The sequence below is a fragment of the Candidatus Limnocylindrales bacterium genome (genome assembly GCA_035559535.1).
Classification (GTDB): domain Bacteria; phylum Moduliflexota; class Moduliflexia; order Moduliflexales; family JAUQPW01; genus JAUQPW01.
Window position 1 is genome coordinate 73,539 of sequence record DATMBG010000033.1, and the last position, 18,089, is coordinate 91,627.

The following is an 18,089-nucleotide window of genomic DNA, read 5'->3' on the forward strand; positions in this document are numbered from 1 at the left end:
GGGTTAAGCTTGTAGGTTAACCCGGCTATCTAACAACAGACGACGGACGATGAGCCCCAGACAGATGAAATCTTTAAAACAATTTTTCGGGTCTCACTTACCCTTAATTCCCTTTTTAATCTTTGCCCTTTTCCCTTTTTACTTCATGCTTGTAACCTCTTTTAAGGATGATGGAGAGCTTTACGATCTGAACTCCATTCCATTCTGGATATACAAGGGGGTGGTTTTGAGCCATTATCGATTTCTTTTAGCCGAGACTCCCTTCTTAACCTGGATCAGTAACAGTCTAACGGCCAGTGTACTGAGTACTATTATCTCGGTTATTATCAGCATCCTAGCTGCTTACAGCCTGGCCAGATTAAATTTTCGGGGAGCCCATAGTTTTGGGATTGCTATTTTTATTACCTACCTGGTTCCTCCGGCTCTATTATTTCTCCCACTCTCTCAGGTCGTTCATAAACTGGGACTCTCCGATTCCATCTGGGCCCTGATACTCACCTATCCCACCTTTCTGGTTCCCTTTTGTACCTGGTTACTTTTAGGGTATTTTAAAACCGTTCCTCGGGAAATAGAGGAATGTGCCATGGTAGACGGAGCAACCCGGTTCCAAACTTTGACAAAAATAGTTTTACCGGTAGCCACGCCGGGGATTATCTGCGCCACCCTGTTCTCGTTTACCCTTTCCTGGAATGAATTTTTGTATGCCCTTACCTTTATCTCTTCCACCGCCCAGAAAACGGCTACTGTGGGGATTACAGGAGATCTCATCCGGGGAGATATTTACTACTGGGGGTCTTTGATGGCCGGAGCCGTACTGGGCTCGGTACCTATTGTAATTGCCTATGTATTCTTCCTGGATTATTACGTCTCGGGCTTGACAGCAGGTGCCATTAAGTGATATTAAGTAGTAAGTACTGAGTGCTGAGTCCTGAGTGCTGAGTAAATACTAAAACCCAGTGTTCAGCACTCAGTACTTATTATTGAAAATATGCCAGATACACTTGTAAGAGCCATCGGAGCTTATGCGAATATTCGCTGTATAGCTGCTGTCACTACTGATCTAGTGGAAGAAGCGCGTGCCCGGCATGATACCTATCCTACTGCAACGGTAGCTTTGGGAAGGGCTCTGACCGGAGGAATTCTCCTGGGTGGTCTATTGCAGGGGGAGGAGCGAATTAACCTTCAGATCAATGGAAGAGGGCCTCTTCGTAGTATTGTCGTGGATGCTGATGCCTTTGGCCACGTTCGGGGTTTTGTCCGCCACCCCCATATCCAGGTCCCCCTCCGTGAAGGAAAAATTAGCGTAAAAGAAGCCATCGGTGCAGGGACCCTTCAAGTTTTAAAAATCCAGGCCAATCAGAAAGAACCTTATCGAGGGATTATACCTTTAGTTTCTGGAGAAATCGCTAAAGACTTGACTTCTTACCTGGTTAACTCCGAACAAATTCCCTCGGCGGTTGCCTTAGGCGTTTATATCGAGGGTAATAACCGGGTAACCGCTTCGGGAGGATTTATCGTCCAGGCACTGCCAGGAGCTCAAGATAAAGATATTTCCATTGTGGAAGAGAATATCTCGGCACTTCCCCCTTGTAGCGAGATGATCTTAAACGGAATGGGCCCCCGGGATATCATTATGCAGGTCATGAACGGGATTATGATTAAATTCCTGGAGGAAAAAGAAATTTCCTTCCAGTGCCGTTGTAGTAAAGAGCGGGTCGTTCGGATTATGATTGCCCTGGGAGCCGCAGAAATTCGGGATATCCTGGCAAAGGAGGGAGAAGCGAAAGCCCTCTGCGAGTTTTGTAAGAGAGATTATGTGGTTACCGGAGATGAGCTCAGACAACTTTTGGAAGAAATTGAATCGTAGAGCGAAACGTGGTTTCGCCCTACGATCTAAGTTTTTACCCATAGACTTTAATATCTCCTATACTGCTCCTGCATCCTTAGGTCAAAAGCCTTATGTCTGGGATTTTTCTTAAATCCTCGATATTCCGCCTGGCAAGTATAACAAACGGTCATCCACGGAGAAAAGTAATAAATGATAGCATCCAGAAGGGTGATTCCCATCAAAATTAAAAGACCCAGCAGGCTGCTACTATAATAGCTGCTTAAAATAATCCCTATAAAAACTATTACAGCCCCCAGTTTCCGATTGAACGCCTTCCGAATATAAAATTTATCCCGCCCACATAGAGCACAAGAATCGACAATCCCGGTAGATAAGGATTCAGAAACCCGTATAGGAATCTCTTTCAAGCATTTAGGGCAAACCAGATTGGATATGCTTTGAGAAAGAGGTACGGTCAAGGTAGGGGCGTACGGCCGTACGCCCGTACAGAATTTACAGGGAAAAGTAATTTTCATACCGGTATTTTGGTTACAAACAAAAGAAATCTTGCCAGGAGTTCTCCGGCCAGAACGAAGAGCATGGTCACGTACAACATGCCGGTTGCAGATTGGGTTGAGCGAATTTTGACTGTTTCCCAGATCATATAACTACAAGCTAATGGAGCCAAAAGTCCAAAGAGGAGTCGAAACCAGAAAAAGACCCCGTAACCCTTCAAATTTAAGAGAATCTCTAGGAGCTGACGACCCGTTTCTCCTTCGGTCCAATAAAGCCCCAAGGTTAAAAGAATTAAAACAAGTCGGAGGATCAGGGAACCGATAAACAGAAGAGAAAGTGATCTTAAAGGATCAATGGAGAGATCTGGAGTCACCAAATACCAGTGACCCAGAACCATGGCAAAACTGGCTGAGCCCAGCAGAAGGGCAGAGGTTAGAAAATTCCCCGGGAAGAGGAGATTTTCCCACCATAAACCTAACCCCAACTGATTACGATAAACCATTGCCAGACAGATCAAGACCAGGATACCTGCCAGAACTGAAGCTCCCAATAGTTTCCGGCTCAAAGAGGGCCGTTCGGGAGTCAGGACAAAGAAACAAAGTAAAACGAGAAGGGTGTAAACCACCAAGAGAAGAAGAGTCCTTCCCGTCCAGTTGGTAAAAAGAATCGCTCCATATCCAGAAAGAAGTTCTTGCCAGGTTACAAGGGGATAGGACCAGAGAAAGAAAGCTATCCCCAACAAAAATAAGCTGGTTAGGCTGGTAAATCTAAAATATCCCCTCCCGGTTTCATGGAGAGGAACAGCCAACAACGTTATCATGCTACCGATAGAAAGCTGAGTAAGAAGCAAAAAAATGAGAATCATGCTGGATAGTTTAATCGAATAAAACCTGCCCTGACAAGACCTTTTTTTATTACTTCCCTTTTACGCCTTCCTTCCTTATTTGTTGGATTCCGAAACAAAAAATTTTTTTCTTAAAAGACAGGGTTTTTTCATCCTTCCGATTCCTGAATCAAGTATGCCAACTTTATTTCTCCAAATTATGAATAAACTGTAAGTTATAAAAATTTATTTTTCTTTATAAAAAATTTCATTTTTTTTGTAGACAAAAAAAAGGGTTTATGTATTTACTGTCAAAGGTCTGAAAATCCTGTATTATTTGACTTTTTAAAGCTCTTATCGGGTAAATTGAAAAATAGTGGAGGTAAATTTTGATGGATTTATGTAGAGGGGCAAGAGGAGGGAGCTGGTTTAGGATTTAAACTTGAAAGGAGGTAAGATGTATCCATTAACGATAGATAAATCTATCTGGCTTCAGATTCTCTCTTTCTGTAGATATAGGAGAATCTCAGTCCTGGTTCTCTCACTGGGAATTATGGGTTGTGCTTCGGTTAGACCCCTGAATCAGGGAGATGGGACCCTGGCTCGATCTACGGAAAGAGAGAAAGACTTAGAGACATTAAATACCTCTCCGACCTCGCTTCCAGGTAACTCTTATCTTTCCATATCCAAGCCTTCTGAGTATGAACTCTTTCTGAGATTTAATCCCTCTGATCAGGAGAAACTTACCCAGGAAGAGGAACTCACTGAAATCTGGGAATCCGGATTAAGTCCAGATACCCTTAAATTCCTGGAAGCTTCGATGCAGGTTGATTCTTCGGAAATTCTTTCTACCCAGGCCCAACCCTTTCATCTTTACAGAATGAACCCTAACCCTTCGGCTTTCTCTGTAGTTAGTCATCCTATCTATCCATCCCCCTCTCCCAGGATACCTATTCGCCCTACGCCCTTCATCTCGGAGGACAGTGAATCGGCCCTGCAGGTATCCCCCTTCTTCGTCCCCCCTGTGGATAATGCTTATATTATCCGCGGACTTAATCCAAGATGTTGGTACGGTCGAGGACATTGTGGAGTAGATATGGCTACGGCCAAAGGAAAAGGGGATAATGTACGGGCTGTGGAAGATGGTATCGTGTTAGATGCGGGAGTTCGAAAACGCTATGGCTACTATGCCATCGTCTTACATAAAGGAGGTATTGCCTCCTTGTATTCCCATACTTTAAAAGATCCTGATCTAAAACCCTGTCAGCAAGTAAAGAAACAGGAGGTGATTGCAAAAGTTGGAGAAAGTGGTAATGCCAGATCGCCTCATCTTCATTTTGAGATGATCGATCTGGATAAAGGATGGCAAGGAAAAACAGACCTGAATAGTTTCATAGCTCAGATTTGTAATAGCCACAAAAACAAAATAGCTGCTATCCGAGAGAATCTTGAAGGACTTCTATTCCGAAAAGATCTCAAAATAGATCCTCTGGAGTATATTCCCAATATCGCCAAAAACCCCTCCAGATTCCGAATAGGATCTCCCAGGATGCATGCCAAGGGGAGATAGAACCTATTCTTCTGGCAGAAGAGTGGACATGTGGAACGTAGGGGCGTACGGCCGTACGCCCCTACTCCCTTTTTATTTATCCTGCATTTAAGCCTTTTCTTCTCTAGGGTAGGTCTGTTTGACCAACTCTAGAGCCTCTTCACGCGTGGAGATTCTTCCTTCTAATTGAGCTTCTTCTACAAAGTTCAAGATTTCGCGAAAGATCGGACCTGGAACATATCCCATGGCAATGAGATCTTCCCCCCGTAATAAAGGGGGTGGGTTTAAAGCTTCTTTCCCTAAAAGAGCCAATTGGTCCTTACAAAATTCCCAATTTTCCAAACTTCTTTTACTTGAAATACTGTCCAGTCTGTGCAACTCCAGAAGATCCTGAAAATGTTCCCCTCGTAAAAAACGTTTGAGAGTACTCGGTCTCATGTTTTTTACATTCAGAAACTTGAGATGATCCCGGACCAACTGAAAGATTGTATCTTTCTCTTTATTTGAGAACTTCAATCTCTGGCAAATTTCCAGAGCAAGCTTCGCCCCAACCTCTGCATGACCATGAAATCGAATTCGGTCTTTGATTTTAAAAGTCACAGGTTTACCCACATCATGAAGAAGCACCCCCATAGCTAGCTCAGGAGTTGGATTTTGAAGATTTTCTAGCATCTTTAACGTGTGGGTCCAAACATCCCCTTCGGGATGAAATTCAGGAGGTTGAGGGACTCCCTTCATCCGTGAAACTTCGGGAAGAATATGGACCAGTAAGCCACTGTCTTGAAGAAGTTGAATCCCCATTGCCGCATTCCCTTCGGTCAGGATTTTTACCAGTTCATCCCGAATCCTCTCAGGACTTACCTCCTTGATTTTATAAGCAAGTTTTTGAACGGCGCAGAAGGTTTTTTCTTCGATCTGATACCGATAGCGAGCCGCTAGTCGTACACTTCGTATCATACGTAGTTTATCTTCTTCGAATCGATCTTGAGGATCTCCAATAGCCCGAATAAGCTTCATCTGTATATCTTTTAAGCCGCCCACATAATCTATTACACGCTGTTCCCTTAAATCATACAACAGTCCGTTGATGGTAAAATCACGCCTTAACACATCTTCCTCTGCGTTTTTCCCCCGGAAGGTAGCGACCTCATAACTTTCATGGTTTAGAAGAACCTTCACAACACCAAACTGGGCCCCCACGGAAACTGTCCGTTTAAATAACTGCATGATCTGCTCAGGAGTTGCAGTGGTAGCAACATCGTAGTCCTTAGGCTTAAGCCCCAGGATAAGATCTCTTACGCACCCCCCGGCCAGATAGGCTACAAAACCAGCGTCTGTCAGTTTTTTTACAATGAATTGGACGTGATCGGGTATCTCCATAAAGATCTTCATACTCTCAGGCAAAGTTATAAGCCGGTTTATTGTCAAAACATAGGTCTATTAAAACCCACAAAAAATCTTGACAATTTAATAATAATATTGCACTTCTGTAAGTATAAAAGATGTTTGTTAGACCTTCTTAATTTACACCCAAAATACTTTGCTTGAAAGCCTGGAGAGCATCACCTATGAGAAGAGTATTAAAGTCCTCAGTTTTGAGTTTAGTACTGTGGGTAATTTGTCTCTCTCTCTTTGTTAAAGTCCTAGAAGTAGAAGGTGCAGAAACACTCACCGTAACCAAAGAGGCGGAACTAAAATCTGCTCCACAAGCTGGAAGTAAACCAAAAACTGTTATTTTACGTAATACCAAGGTTGAATGGACGGGTAATCGAAAAGGTCCCTGGCTTGAAGTGAGATTACCCAGCGGCTTACAGGGATGGATTCAGGAGAATTCGGTCTCGACTCCTAAATCTGTCATCCCGTCGACTCCGGCCAGAACACAACCCCCTCCAGAATCTGTAACCCCCTCTGACATTGAGGCCCCTAAACAACCGACTCCTGTAGACAACTTAGAGGAGTTAAAGAAAAAATACGAAGCGGAATTGGATCAATTTAAGCAGCTTTTACTTGAACGGCAAAATGAAATAAAAGCTAAAGATACCGAATTAAAATCCAAGGATGATACGATAGCTCAATTAAACCAGGAAATAGAAGCCCTTAAAACCCAACTTACCCGGTCTAATGAAGCAGGAAAAGGGGTTCAAGGAACCCTGGAGGAGGCTCAAAACAAGATAAAAGATTTGGAAAATCAATTATCCCAGATTCAAAAAACCTTATCCGATAAAACTAAAGAGGTTGAGACTTTATCGGCTCAAAATGCAAGTTTAAAACAACAGATAGCCGAAGGAGCATCCGGATCCAGTTGGTCTCTTTATTTAATCCCTATTCTTTTGGGTCTCTTGATCGGACTGGCTGTTTACACTTTTCGATATCGTGTTCCCCGAGAAGCCATCCCAAAATCTGGAGCTCCATTCCAGGAGTTTGAAGGCCAGACCGAAAAAATAAAACCTTCTCTTACTCCAGATAAAATTCAGGGTCCAATGGATCAAAGTTCCTGGAAAGAGCTGGCTCAGACGACAGGTGCTTTAGAAAAAGAGGAGCCGGCTAAAACTGTAAAGGGAGAAGTCGCCCCAACCTCTTACGAGAAAGAGGATCCCCGTACCCGGCGGATTCCATCTGAACCGGAGCCCAAAGCAGAACCTGTGCTCACCCGGGGTGGTGCAACCCAGAGTTTAAGCCCCTCTGATTCAGAAACAGAAGAACCTCAAGCCTTATCTGGAGAGCGATTCGATATACGTCTTACTAAAGTGGGTGATAGAAAAGATAAAGTGCTTCAAATGCTCTTTAAAGTTAAAGGTCTTGTTCGAAGCCCTGAAGAGTTGATCAATTCGGTGCCCTGTACCATTGCCAGAAACGTTGAAAAGTTCAATGCGGAGAAATTCCGCCACTACATGAACCGGGTTGGAGCGACCATCGAGCTGGTTAAATCGGAAGAAGAGTAAAGGTCTTATTGGGATAACCTCTTCAACCAATAAGATACCCTGGGGTCTTTTCCGCCTAATCGAAGATAAATATCATAGTGATTTTTGGCCAGCGTTGCATTCTTAAGATTTTTATCGTATAAAACTCCTAGTTTATAGTGAGCTTCCATAAGATTCGGATCAATTTGAATGGCCTTTTCATAATTTTCTGCAGCAAGTTGATAATTACCTTGATGCACCTCTAAATCACCCAAACGCAAATAAGCGGTGGCATTCTTAGGATCTATCTGGATCGCCTCCAGGTAGTAAGTTCGGGCTTGATCTTTATCCGTTATGTAGAGTAGATCTCCTTGCTTAACCAGATCTCGAGATTTATCTCCATTGGCCGGAAGGATCCTGATTTCTGAAGTAGAGGAGCCAGGTGGTTCCAGCTTGCGTTTGACCTTGATTTTGTCTTCCCCGGTAATAACAATTTCCGGAAGCTTCAAACCCGGAGGTGCAGCAGGCTCAGCGGCAGAACTAAGTACGGGCACACGGCCGTGTGCCCCTACTCCAAGAAAAGAAAGCAAAATTAAAATAAAGGCGACAATCTGGCTTGATTGAAGGAACTTAAAGCCAGCCCTCCAATCGACGTAAGGTTTATTTTCAGAGATTAATCTTGGTACGGGCACACGGCCGTGTGCCCGTACTTGTTTTAGTCCGTTCATTTACTCCTCCATACCTCAAAGATCCTCTCCAGACCAGCCCCTCCAAACAGAGTATTTGAGATGGTTAAGGTAGTCCCTCTGGGATCTTTGAGGGTATATTCATCGTAGAAACGACCTTTTTTAACAGAAATTTCAGTATCCGGACCAAATTCGAGGGAATGCCTGTAAGTAACTCCCTGAAGTTGAGCAGTAGCAACGGCCAGCAGCCGTCGGGTTGTTACAACAATCCAGAAATAGGCATCCCGTGCACGGGTTTTATCTACATTCCTGAACCGAAACCGGGTAGAAGTTTCCCGGATGGCCAGAATCCCCTCCGTTGGATCTAATTCCCTAAAAATATATCGGAGAATTTCAAAGGGAGGGGTCGAGATCAGATCGTGCTTGGGAAGTTTGGCTTTCAATTTATCGATTAGGTGCTTTTCTCCTTCTTTTTTCATACCCAGAAGGTCGCAAAGATTATAATAATAAGCCTCATCTTCCTTTGTAAAGGGTATCTGCCAAAGTAAAACATCCAGTACTTCCAGGAGGGCCTGCTGTTTAAAGATGGGTACATCTAAAACTTTAACCAATTCCTTGAGGTCTGTGGGACGTTCCCGCTCGACCAAAATATCTGCAAACTCTGCTTCTGAGAAAGGGACCAAAGGATATGCCAAAGCCCGAGCCCAGATATACTCCTTTAAAGATTCTGACCATTTGTTACACGCTGTGGCTGCCTGAACCATCAGTTTCAAGATGGCAGCTTCCCGTTTCTTGTTAATTTGCTGAACACTTACCACATCCAACTCTCCAGAGGGCAACGCTTTTTTCTCTAATTCATTTCGATATTTTGAAGAAACGCCCAACCGTTCTTCCAGATTACGCAGCCGCTCCATTTTTTTTGTAAGATTCATCTCATCGGCTTGCGCAACTTTCTCTACCTGTCTGAGGAGTCGGGCTTTATCTCCTTTCTCAGAAACAACGGTTAAATCATAAGAGGCCGGCTTCTTAGCCAACAGGGAACGTAAAAGGCTTACTTTTAGTGAATCGTTCAATTCGGTATTCTTTAGAATGTAGGCCAAGAGGGTCTCGTACTCCTGGGAAGTCACCAAACCATCCGCTACCGCCATGTTAATCATTTCACCTGCAATGCTATACTCGATGATAGCAGACTTAGGTTTTACCCCCCTTCGACTATAAAGCAGGATGGCTTCTTCCCCTACAACGGTCATGATCATGGATAAAAAATAACGAACAATGCTTTCCTGACTAACCGTGATAAGGACCTGTCGTCCCCAGTACCAAGGATTAGAATAGTTGTAGGCGGCCCATAGGGCCTTCCCAATATCATAAAGATATTTATGCTTTTTGAAAAATTTAAAAGCGCTATGGCTGGTAACTTGATTGTAAAAGTTTTTATATTTGAGAATATTCTCGATATTGAAATCTTTGATTTTATTAAACGGAAAGGTCTCCAGATTCGCCCGAATACGTTCGCTGATCCGATAATTAAGTTCTGCAAGATCATGAAGAGAAGCTTGAAACTCGGGTCGATCTTTCAGGGGATAATAGAGCCTGGCAATCTCTCGAACAAGTTCATAGGCAAGTTGATAAATCATGCGTGGATTAATGTCCGTACTCACAACCACATTCCACCAAATCTTGCTTCGATACTCTTTAATTAACTCATAAGCCTTGAGATCGGTCTCGGTTGGATTATCTACTTGGATGATAGGTACTTCTTGAAGTTCTTCTACATCTTTCTTTACCTCTTCAATAATCTGTTTTTTTTGCTTTTCGCGTACAAAGAGTAAAACGAACACAAGAAGGCTTAATAAGCTTATGAGAAAAATGGTTACCCAATCCATTCCTGGGAGCCAGGAGTCCGGGGTCAGGGGTCAGAAACCAGAAGCTCTGGCCTCTGACCCCGGACTCCTGGCTTCTGACTGAGGACTCATTTCTGTATTTCTATTTCTCCAATTTTCATCTTCTCTTGACCTCCAGCTTTGAGTCTTCGGCCGGTATTTTTAGGATCCCACACACCTATCCAGATTTCATAAGTTCCAGGTACCAGATAAGGAGGAATCTGAACCTGATACCGTTCTTTGACCACTTCTCCAGGAAGCCAGGTATCCGTGGGGTGTAAGTTTTGAAGAGGGAAGTGATCCTGCTGGAAGAAGTCTACAAGGGATATTCCCAGCTTTTGTTTAACTTTACGGATCAGATCAGAAGAAATGAACTTCTTCTTTGAAAAGTGAACAAAAATCGCATAATTCTTATCCATTTTAGCCAAGGCCTTCCAGTAATAGGTAATGGGAAAGGTCTCGGAAGGTCTAAATTGGTTCTTAGGTAAGTCATATCCTATAAAAGCCAGTTGATTATCAAAATTGATCTGAACAGGGATCTGAGGTTGAAGTAATTCCCGGATCTGGATGAAATATTTATAAAGAGGAACCTCTTGTGGGATAGGCTCATGTTTTACTTCCTCATAAAGAGAAGAAAGCGACAGTGTAGATTCAAAATCTTCTCCTACTCTGCCGGAATCCTGTAAAGATAGAATTTCTCGCCCGACTTCATGTTGTAAAACCTTTAGAGCTTCTTCCCATTCTTTTAATTTAACCCAACCTAAGATCATATAATAAGAGAGATGGGGGTAAGTGGGATCTAATGCAAATAAAGGTGAAAGTTGGGTCAGGGCCTGCTCCCAGTTCCCCTCCTTTGCATAAGAAACTCCCATCAGGTAAGGGATTTGAAAGGGAAGTAAGGGATAAACATCAATTTTATCTACCAGAAGGGTTCCTATGCCCGATGTTTCTACTCGAAATTCCAAAGAAGAGGTCTCTGGGTTTACGAAACTGAGACTAAAGTTTTGATAGGTATCGGAAGCGGTAAAATCCTCTCTAAGCAGGGAGCGCCGCCCCAGGATTCCATATCGGCCACTTCGAACATCTAACATGGCAAGTAAAGGGGTTGCCGGAACTGCTTCTGAAGGGGGTAGATGATCTTTGATCTTGAGTCTATATCTAACCTGATAGGCTCCGGCCGGAAAATCTTGAAAAGGTCCATACGTTAAAAAACCTTTACCCGTAGAGATGGTTGAAGTTTTTAAAATCTCAAAGGATTGGATATCGGACTGGCTGTTTGGAACATCTGAAGTAGTTAGAATCGCGGAGTTTATCGATTCCCCCGAGATGGGAGTATCCGGTCTGGATGAAACCGCTCGACCACCGGAAGCTTCTGAATCCAGAACCACCCCTCCGGTAGTCCTTCGGAGATTCTCGGCTTCAAAACTCTGAATTAATAAACTCTGAAGAAACTTTAGCGAGGAATCGGAGGTAAGAGCGGCGCCATCTACTTCTTCTCCTCCACTTTTCCCTATAGACCTGTTAAAGTTTGCTACGTAAGTTGGAATGAGTTTCTTTGCTTTTTCCAGTACGATCCGGGACCTGGTAAACCGGCCTACCTGTTGATAGGCCTCACTAAGGGCGATATACAGAGCTAAATTTTCCGGTTCCTGCTCCACAGCCTGTTCCAGATAGAAAAGAGCTTTGTCGGTATTTCCGTTTTTTTGATAAGCCAGGCCTATTTTACCTGGATTCAAAGAAATCTGGACCAGACATCCCAAATAGCGGGTATCATCCTTGACCTTATCCAGCGAAAACAGGTAAGGAAGTCTTTCGGTAGGATTTGCATAGGCGAATCGAGGGATAAAACCCGAGTAAGAGGTTATGTTAATGGGATAAAGATAGGCCTTGAAAAACGGAAAAGCTGTTTTTAACGGGAAAATAATCTCTTTCCTTTCATCCCCCTCTAAGTGGAAAGTACGCCGTACACCGGCTACTTCCAGGTCAACCGTATTTTGAAAAGGTCCATTCTCCAGGATAACCAGCAAATCGTCTTGCTTTTCATTCACCTTTAACACCGCTTCCAGCTTTGCTTCACCACGTACCCAGAAATTTTTACTGCTACGCCCCATATAGTTATCGTTCAGAAGATAAAGATCATAGGAAGGGCTATCCCCGGAGAAGTTTTGAATCATATGACGATTGGTATTGATGGGGAGAGAATTAATTTCTGTCAACTCTACAGGGAGTATTCGATAAGGGAATCGGAAGGCATGTTGCGCAGGATTATTGGAACTATAAAAGGGATTAATGAGAATTTGAGCTAAAAATAAAAAACCCACCAGCCAGGTTATCAAGATGGTTCCAAACCCCCCTGGAATTTGGGTTGTCAAAAAGAGAAAAGCCGGATAGATATTTAAGAAAAATCGATTTCCGATCGCTCCACTCCCTCCATGATAGTTAGAGGGGGCCCACAGGATGTAGATGAGAATGTGGATAACGATGGTTCCAAGCAGGACAAATCGCAAAGAGGAACGCGGGTTTAATAGAAAACAGAAAAGCGCAACTAAAGCCGGAAAATAGTAAGGGAAAATCCCGGTGAACCGTCCAAATAGATAATAAAATAAATTATATAAAAAGACTTTAGGATTAAAATAAAAGGATTCTTCAAAATAAACATCATGGGTTTGTTTAGTCCCTAGATTATCAAATCCAGCTCCGGCTGACTCCAGGGGGAAATGCCAGTAAAAAGTTTTACGATCTCCGGCATAGGCATTCCATTGACTCATGAACAGAAATTGAATCCCCGAAAGAATTCCCAGAATCAGTAGAAAAACAAGACCAACGCTTAAAACATATTTGTACCGCTGCCAAAAATAGTGGATTCTGGCTACAAATCCCTTCTTGGAAGTCAGATAAATTTCGCTTCGCGGTAAGATAACACTGGTTAAGAGGGGTAAAATAAAGATTCCATTGTGGGGTTTGGAAAAAGTTGCAAGACCTATCAAAAGAGCACTCAAGTATTTTCTACCTGGAGTTTTTCCAAAGGCCTGACCATAGTTTGCTAGAGGGGTTTCGTAGAATAGTACAAAGAGTCCGGAGGTTATCAAGAACATTTGAAAGATTTCGGGAGTGGACCAAAAGGTATAAATAAAGCCGGCAGTTACCAGGAAAAAGGTCAGGGAGAAGAGAAGCGCCAGTTGTTCTGAGTTATATTTTTTTAAATAAAGATATCCCAGCGTAATCATGGAAACCAGCAGGAGGGTATTAAAAATTAAAAATCCTCTTAATCCAAACAAATAGACAAAGGGAGCTAAAAAAAGCGGATAAATAAAAGGTTTCCCATAATATATTTTCTCTTCTCCATTTTGAACTACCCGGGTTAGAAAAACTCCCTGGGGACCTCCATGCCAGTCCTTGTAAAACCGAATCAGATCCCCCTGTGTATACTCCAGATCGCGATCAAAAGCTAAACTTTGGGCCATTATATAATAAACGGCCTCATCCCCAAACAGGTAAGTTACTACACTTTGGTACTTAATAGATAAAGACACTGCCAGTAAAAAGATGAGTAATCCTATGAGTAGTAGCTGATTAAATTTCAAGATCCTCTCCCAGAGGCCAGGTGATAGGTACTGAACCGTAAATAATGTAAAGACTTACACCTTCCTCCTTCTAACTTAACCATCCCCATTTCCCTTCAAGACCTTAGGGTTTATCCTCTTTAACCTGCTATTTACGATTCATATTCTACTTAACATAATATCTTAGCTCAAAAATGAGCGTCAAGAAAAAAGGGAACCTTATCGATTCACCAGATGGGTAATTCCCTTCCTTGTCTTCAGAATTTCCTTTAACTTTTAAGGACAGAGTCGGATTTTTTACAATTCCCGAATTTCTCAAAACCCTTTGTAAGTATAAAGGTTATCGCCTTATACCCATTCGCTAAAATTGCGGTCTTAAGGGATCCGTACACGGGTTATCGGATCATCCTGGGGTGGGCATCAATTTGTGAAAATTCTCCCTTTTAAATTTTCTTCTTGACTTCTCCTTTTATTCGCCTATCTTATAAATTAAGTTCTTCGATTGTTTTCAAACCCCTCGTTCATAGGACGCAGGGTGAACTTAAGGTTTGACCCTTCCTGGAGACTTCCTACAGGAAGTATTTCAGATAAAGCCTGAGCAGAGTAATCCGTTAAACTGAAAACCCTGGATTGAGCGGGCCAAGTTTTGCCTTGGCCTCAGGAGGTAGAAGGATATGCAAAAGCCCCGAAACGCTTTGGATGATTGTTTGAGGATCCTAGCCGGCTCCAGTAGCATAGCCGGAATTTACGTACTCTACAGGCTCTTTGAATTAACCGGATCTACCCTTACCACCCAAGATATTCGTTTACTCCTCACCCTGAGTATGACCATACTTATTTTAGCGGTAGCCCTCATTTTCGCTTACCTGGTTCTCTTTCTATATGAACGGCTCCTCTATGTTTTCCAACAATTTAAAAAGATAAAAAATCCTGATGGGCTTACCCCGCAGACTGAGAGATTAAGCCATTTGGAGTTAACGATGATTTCCGCTCTGGAAAGAATAGAAAACCGACTGGCTTTACTGGAGGGTAGAATAGGAGAAGAACATGTTTTTCCTGTAAGTTACGAAATAGATCCTCGTGAACTGAAATCCAGCAACTTTTAAGGATTTTTCATGGAAGAGTCCCAAGACCCAGATTGTCCTTCCTTCAGGGGAGAGGGTAACCCCGGGGATCCAGAAAGTTTAGTATGGCCCTCTTTGTCTAAACTCTCCGTTGTAGGGCAAAACGCTATTTCGTCCAACAATGGCGAAATAGTATTTGCCTTACAACCGGGGATTTTTACAAATAATCTTCAAGGACCCCGCACAACTGTTCAATAGAAGCCCGACGTGCATTATAACCCATCAAGCCGATCCTCCAGATCTTTGACTTCAACTCTCCAAAGCCGGCTCCAATTTCAATTTGATGCTTTTTAAGCAGATCCGCGCGAACACTCAAAGGATCGATATGTTGAGGGGGCATCACTGAAGTGAGCATCGGAAGCCGATATCCCTCTTGAGCAAATAACGTACATCCCATCTTCTGCAGTCTTAATTTTAGCAAATCTCCGGCCTCTTGATGCCGTTTAAACCGCTGTTCCAACCCTTCTTCCATGATGATTCTCAAAGCTTCACGCAGTCCATAAATATAGGTCGTGGGGAGAGTATGATGATAAATTCGCTTTTCCCCCCAATAATCGATGAGTAAATCGATACTTAAATAGAAACTGCTGACGGGGGTTTTGCGACGCCTGATGACTTCCAAGGCCTTGGCACTGAAAGTTATGGGGGCCAGACCCGAAACCATTCCAATACATTTTTGTGAACAGCTAAAGGCAACGTCAATATGATGATGATCGACCCTCACCGGAAGTCCCCCTAGAGAAGTCACGCAGTCCACCACGAAAAGGGTATCTGTTTTGGCAACAGCAGTCCCTATCTCTTCCAGAGGTTGTTGAACTCCGGTTGAAGTCTCTGCATGGACAATGGCAACGGCCTTTGCCTCCGGATGTTGATGGAGAGTTTCGATAACCTGTTGGGGGTCCACGATTTTCCCAACCTCTCCACGTACTTCTATCACTTTAGCTCCCAGGCGCTCGGCAACCTGTTTGATCCGTTCCCCAAAATATCCTTTGATTCCTACAATAAGGGTGTCACCTGGCTCCAGAATGTTAACCAGACAGGCTTCCATTCCTGCACTCCCTGTTCCGGAAATAGGGAATGTTATGGGATTTTTAGTTTCAAAAACAACCCGAAGCATCTCCTGGATTTCATCCATGATTGGAAATAAATCGGGGTCGGCATAACCAATGACCGGAGCACAAATAGCTTGAAAAATGCGCGGATGAATATTTGCCGGACCCGGGCCGAGTAGAAGCCGGGGGGATGGAAGAAACTCAGAATAAAGGTTCTCTTTCACGTATCTCCTCCTTGTTAGGTCCTATAGAAAAATTGGGTTTTAAATAAACGAGTCCTTAACTCAGTTCAATAACCTTTGAAATGGTAATATACACTCACTCCCTCAGTAAAGCAAGCCATATACTACGAAGCCGACCGGTTAACTGAATTGCTGAGTCAGTATGAAATTTTGAAATCTGACAGAGGAAAAAGAACACCTTATCCGTTGGATGGTAAAGGTTCCAGGGTAAAGGTGGCTCGTTCCATAACGGTCCCGTTGTAGAGGTAGTGAACCGTCCAGACCCCAAATTTTCTGGCAGCCGGATATCCGGCTATGGTGGTGTAACAATACCAATAGCTATAAGCATAAGACCGATCGTGATTAATTCTACAACTTGAATAGAGTTCCCCCTTAGGGGTATACCATCTCCACTCTGAAACATCTCCTGCTTGTACGTTTAAAACCCTTACCCAAAAGGTTACATAGGAGTCTGTTGCATAAAACTTGTTCCCTGAGGGTGGGATAGAACCATTCTGGGGGATTTGATTGGTAAGCACGGTTTTCACCACTTTAAAAGCCCCACCTTGATAAGGTTCCTGATTTTCCCAGTAACTCACAGACCTGTTGGAGCTACAGGGACCTGCATAGGGATTAATGAGATTAATGGCAGAATCCGTTACAATAAAATGGAGATGGGGTGTATCGGAATCTCCAGAACTCCCGACCTCTCCTATTTTCTGTCCTTTCTTAACACGATCACCTGTTTTGACTAAAATAGAACCTTTTTTCATATGATGATATACAGTCCGAAGACCATTGGCATGGTGAATAAATACATGGTTGGAGTTTTCATAGGGACAGTTACGCTGACAATGATCGTAATATCCATCGACCGCCTCGGTTACAACTCCGGAGTCGGCGGCTAGGACATCAACACCTCGATCCATGGCTTCCCATCCCTCGATGACAAAATCTGTCCCATTGTGCCCATCATACGTCATGGAACCACAGTTCCAATCTTTGACACTTCCCGGCGCCGGATCGTCATCCATATAATTCGTTATGAAACAGGTTTTCCCTAATTCACAGTTCAGAGGAAAGATAAACTGACCGGCACTCCAGGCCGGGGAAGGAAAGAAAGAAAGATTCTGTATCTCCCCAAAAAGAACCGTTATCCCCATAACACTTACGACAAAAAAACATCTTAAAAACCGATATATTCTCATCTTCAACCCTCCGATTTTTACCCACCGTTTCTAACCCATACCATTGCTTCTTTAACTTCTCGATTTTTGCTTCCCATTTTTATTCAATTTTGATGCCCCTATAGAACCTTTAGAGGATTTTACCGATCCGAACTGTCTTAATTGAAGGAATGAGGGACTGTCAAGGGAAAAGTCATGGTTTTTTTTCTCGGTAAAGGGGGAATTGTATCGGAGGAGGTAGGGGAGGGAACTTCGCTTTAAAGTTCCTTCCCCTGCAAAGAGGGGAAAGGTTAGTAGGTTAGACGTCTCGTTTGACATTAAGGGGGCCCTCTCAGGGATCTCACTCTTATCCTGGTGCATATGGGGACCGGGGGTGAAGGGAGAGAGGCCAGGAGTGAGGGCCGCTCAAACGTTAAACAAAACTAAGTAAACAATGTACTATTCTAAATCTTTAGGTTCCGATTTGTGGCCCTTTACAATAATTGGAGTTTTCAAGGCGGGAAATGAACGATCTAATTCATTCAATTCTTTCTGGAGTTTCTCAATCTCTTCATTAAGATAAATAATCCGGTTGATATATTCCTTAACAGAGGGATGTAGAAGGGGATTTTCGAAGGTTTTTTTGAGAAGATTATAATAAAGTTGACCGAGTTTAATAAAAATTTTCTCTTTTTTACGCCCTACATTTGCTAACTTCTGACGATACCAGACAATTTGGATAGCTTTATAGATACTCTCTTTAAGTTTCACAATCAAC

The 18,089-nt window shown here is 43.1% G+C and carries 14 protein-coding genes; 5 read left to right on the plus strand and 9 right to left on the minus strand.

Annotated features, from left to right (window positions below):
• Positions 1-64 precede the first annotated feature (64 nt).
• Positions 65-898, plus strand: coding sequence for a carbohydrate ABC transporter permease (locus tag VNM22_10800; GenBank protein ID HWP47639.1), 834 nt, complete (start codon positions 65-67; stop codon positions 896-898).
• 90 nt (positions 899-988) lie between these two features.
• Entirely contained in the window at positions 989-1,867 is an 879-nt protein-coding gene (hslO, locus tag VNM22_10805; GenBank protein HWP47640.1) for an Hsp33 family molecular chaperone HslO, read from the plus strand.
• Between the two features lie 47 nt (positions 1,868-1,914).
• Here the strand turns inward: hslO and VNM22_10810 are convergent, their stop codons facing one another.
• On the minus strand, positions 1,915-2,364 hold the full coding sequence (locus tag VNM22_10810; protein ID HWP47641.1) for a hypothetical protein: 450 nt from the start codon (positions 2,362-2,364) through the stop codon (positions 1,915-1,917).
• Entirely contained in the window at positions 2,361-3,209 is an 849-nt protein-coding gene (locus VNM22_10815; protein HWP47642.1) for a hypothetical protein, read from the minus strand. Before VNM22_10815 ends, VNM22_10810 begins: the two co-directional genes overlap by 4 nt.
• 415 nt (positions 3,210-3,624) lie before the next feature.
• Between VNM22_10815 and VNM22_10820 the strand changes: the two genes are divergently transcribed.
• Positions 3,625-4,737 (plus strand): M23 family metallopeptidase, encoded by a 1,113-nt coding sequence (locus VNM22_10820; GenBank protein HWP47643.1) that lies wholly within the window; start codon positions 3,625-3,627, stop codon positions 4,735-4,737.
• A gap of 87 nt (positions 4,738-4,824) precedes the next feature.
• On the opposite strand, the gene VNM22_10825 is transcribed toward VNM22_10820, so the two are convergent.
• Positions 4,825-6,108 carry a CCA tRNA nucleotidyltransferase gene (locus VNM22_10825; GenBank protein HWP47644.1) on the minus strand — a complete coding sequence of 428 codons (1,284 nt, stop codon included), beginning with the start codon at positions 6,106-6,108 and terminating at the stop codon, positions 4,825-4,827.
• A gap of 176 nt (positions 6,109-6,284) precedes the next feature.
• Here VNM22_10825 and VNM22_10830 point away from each other — a divergent pair, with 176 nt between their 5' ends.
• Complete coding sequence (locus tag VNM22_10830) at positions 6,285-7,658, plus strand: ribosomal protein L7/L12 (GenBank protein ID HWP47645.1); 1,374 nt, start codon at positions 6,285-6,287, stop codon at positions 7,656-7,658.
• 5 nt (positions 7,659-7,663) lie between these two features.
• On the opposite strand, the gene VNM22_10835 is transcribed toward VNM22_10830, so the two are convergent.
• The 3 genes from VNM22_10835 to VNM22_10845 all read right to left on the minus strand — a co-directional run bounded on the left by VNM22_10835 (position 7,664) and on the right by VNM22_10845 (position 13,769).
• The gene (locus VNM22_10835) at positions 7,664-8,344 is read right to left on the minus strand and encodes a tetratricopeptide repeat protein (protein ID HWP47646.1); all 681 of its coding nucleotides are present in this window, start codon (positions 8,342-8,344) and stop codon (positions 7,664-7,666) included.
• Complete coding sequence (locus tag VNM22_10840; protein HWP47647.1) at positions 8,341-10,188, minus strand: hypothetical protein; 1,848 nt, start codon at positions 10,186-10,188, stop codon at positions 8,341-8,343. The genes VNM22_10835 and VNM22_10840 overlap by 4 nt, the downstream gene beginning before the upstream one ends.
• 86 nt (positions 10,189-10,274) lie before the next feature.
• On the minus strand, positions 10,275-13,769 hold the full coding sequence (locus VNM22_10845; protein ID HWP47648.1) for a tetratricopeptide repeat protein: 3,495 nt from the start codon (positions 13,767-13,769) through the stop codon (positions 10,275-10,277).
• A 653-nt stretch (positions 13,770-14,422) separates the two neighbouring features.
• On the opposite strand from VNM22_10845, the gene VNM22_10850 reads away from it, so the two are divergent.
• Positions 14,423-14,854 carry a hypothetical protein gene (locus tag VNM22_10850; protein ID HWP47649.1) on the plus strand — a complete coding sequence of 144 codons (432 nt, stop codon included), beginning with the start codon at positions 14,423-14,425 and terminating at the stop codon, positions 14,852-14,854.
• 175 nt (positions 14,855-15,029) lie between these two features.
• Here the strand turns inward: VNM22_10850 and VNM22_10855 are convergent, their stop codons facing one another.
• The 3 genes from VNM22_10855 to VNM22_10865 form a co-directional block, all read right to left on the minus strand.
• Positions 15,030-16,148 (minus strand): alanine--glyoxylate aminotransferase family protein, encoded by a 1,119-nt coding sequence (locus tag VNM22_10855; GenBank protein HWP47650.1) that lies wholly within the window; start codon positions 16,146-16,148, stop codon positions 15,030-15,032.
• A gap of 197 nt (positions 16,149-16,345) precedes the next feature.
• A complete protein-coding gene (locus VNM22_10860) occupies positions 16,346-17,353 on the minus strand; it encodes a M23 family metallopeptidase (GenBank protein HWP47651.1) in 1,008 nt (335 codons plus the stop codon).
• 417 nt (positions 17,354-17,770) lie between these two features.
• Positions 17,771-18,082: a hypothetical protein gene (locus VNM22_10865; GenBank protein HWP47652.1), complete on the minus strand. Its 312-nt coding sequence runs from the start codon at positions 18,080-18,082 to the stop codon at positions 17,771-17,773.
• Between the last annotated feature and the right edge of the window lie 7 nt (positions 18,083-18,089).

What these genes read in the sequence shown, in the direction of transcription:
- VNM22_10800 (HWP47639.1), top strand. Translation starts at nt 65, where the DNA reads ATGAAATCTTTAAAACAATTTTTCGGGTCTCACTTACCCTTAATTCCC.
- hslO (HWP47640.1), top strand. Translation starts at nt 989, where the DNA reads ATGCCAGATACACTTGTAAGAGCCATCGGAGCTTATGCGAATATTCGC.
- VNM22_10810 (HWP47641.1), bottom strand. Translation starts at nt 2,364, where the DNA reads ATGAAAATTACTTTTCCCTGTAAATTCTGTACGGGCGTACGGCCGTAC.
- VNM22_10815 (HWP47642.1), bottom strand. Translation starts at nt 3,209, where the DNA reads ATGATTCTCATTTTTTTGCTTCTTACTCAGCTTTCTATCGGTAGCATG.
- VNM22_10820 (HWP47643.1), top strand. Translation starts at nt 3,625, where the DNA reads ATGTATCCATTAACGATAGATAAATCTATCTGGCTTCAGATTCTCTCT.
- VNM22_10825 (HWP47644.1), bottom strand. Translation starts at nt 6,108, where the DNA reads ATGAAGATCTTTATGGAGATACCCGATCACGTCCAATTCATTGTAAAA.
- VNM22_10830 (HWP47645.1), top strand. Translation starts at nt 6,285, where the DNA reads ATGAGAAGAGTATTAAAGTCCTCAGTTTTGAGTTTAGTACTGTGGGTA.
- VNM22_10835 (HWP47646.1), bottom strand. Translation starts at nt 8,344, where the DNA reads ATGAACGGACTAAAACAAGTACGGGCACACGGCCGTGTGCCCGTACCA.
- VNM22_10840 (HWP47647.1), bottom strand. Translation starts at nt 10,188, where the DNA reads ATGGATTGGGTAACCATTTTTCTCATAAGCTTATTAAGCCTTCTTGTG.
- VNM22_10850 (HWP47649.1), top strand. Translation starts at nt 14,423, where the DNA reads ATGCAAAAGCCCCGAAACGCTTTGGATGATTGTTTGAGGATCCTAGCC.
- VNM22_10860 (HWP47651.1), bottom strand. Translation starts at nt 17,353, where the DNA reads ATGAGAATATATCGGTTTTTAAGATGTTTTTTTGTCGTAAGTGTTATG.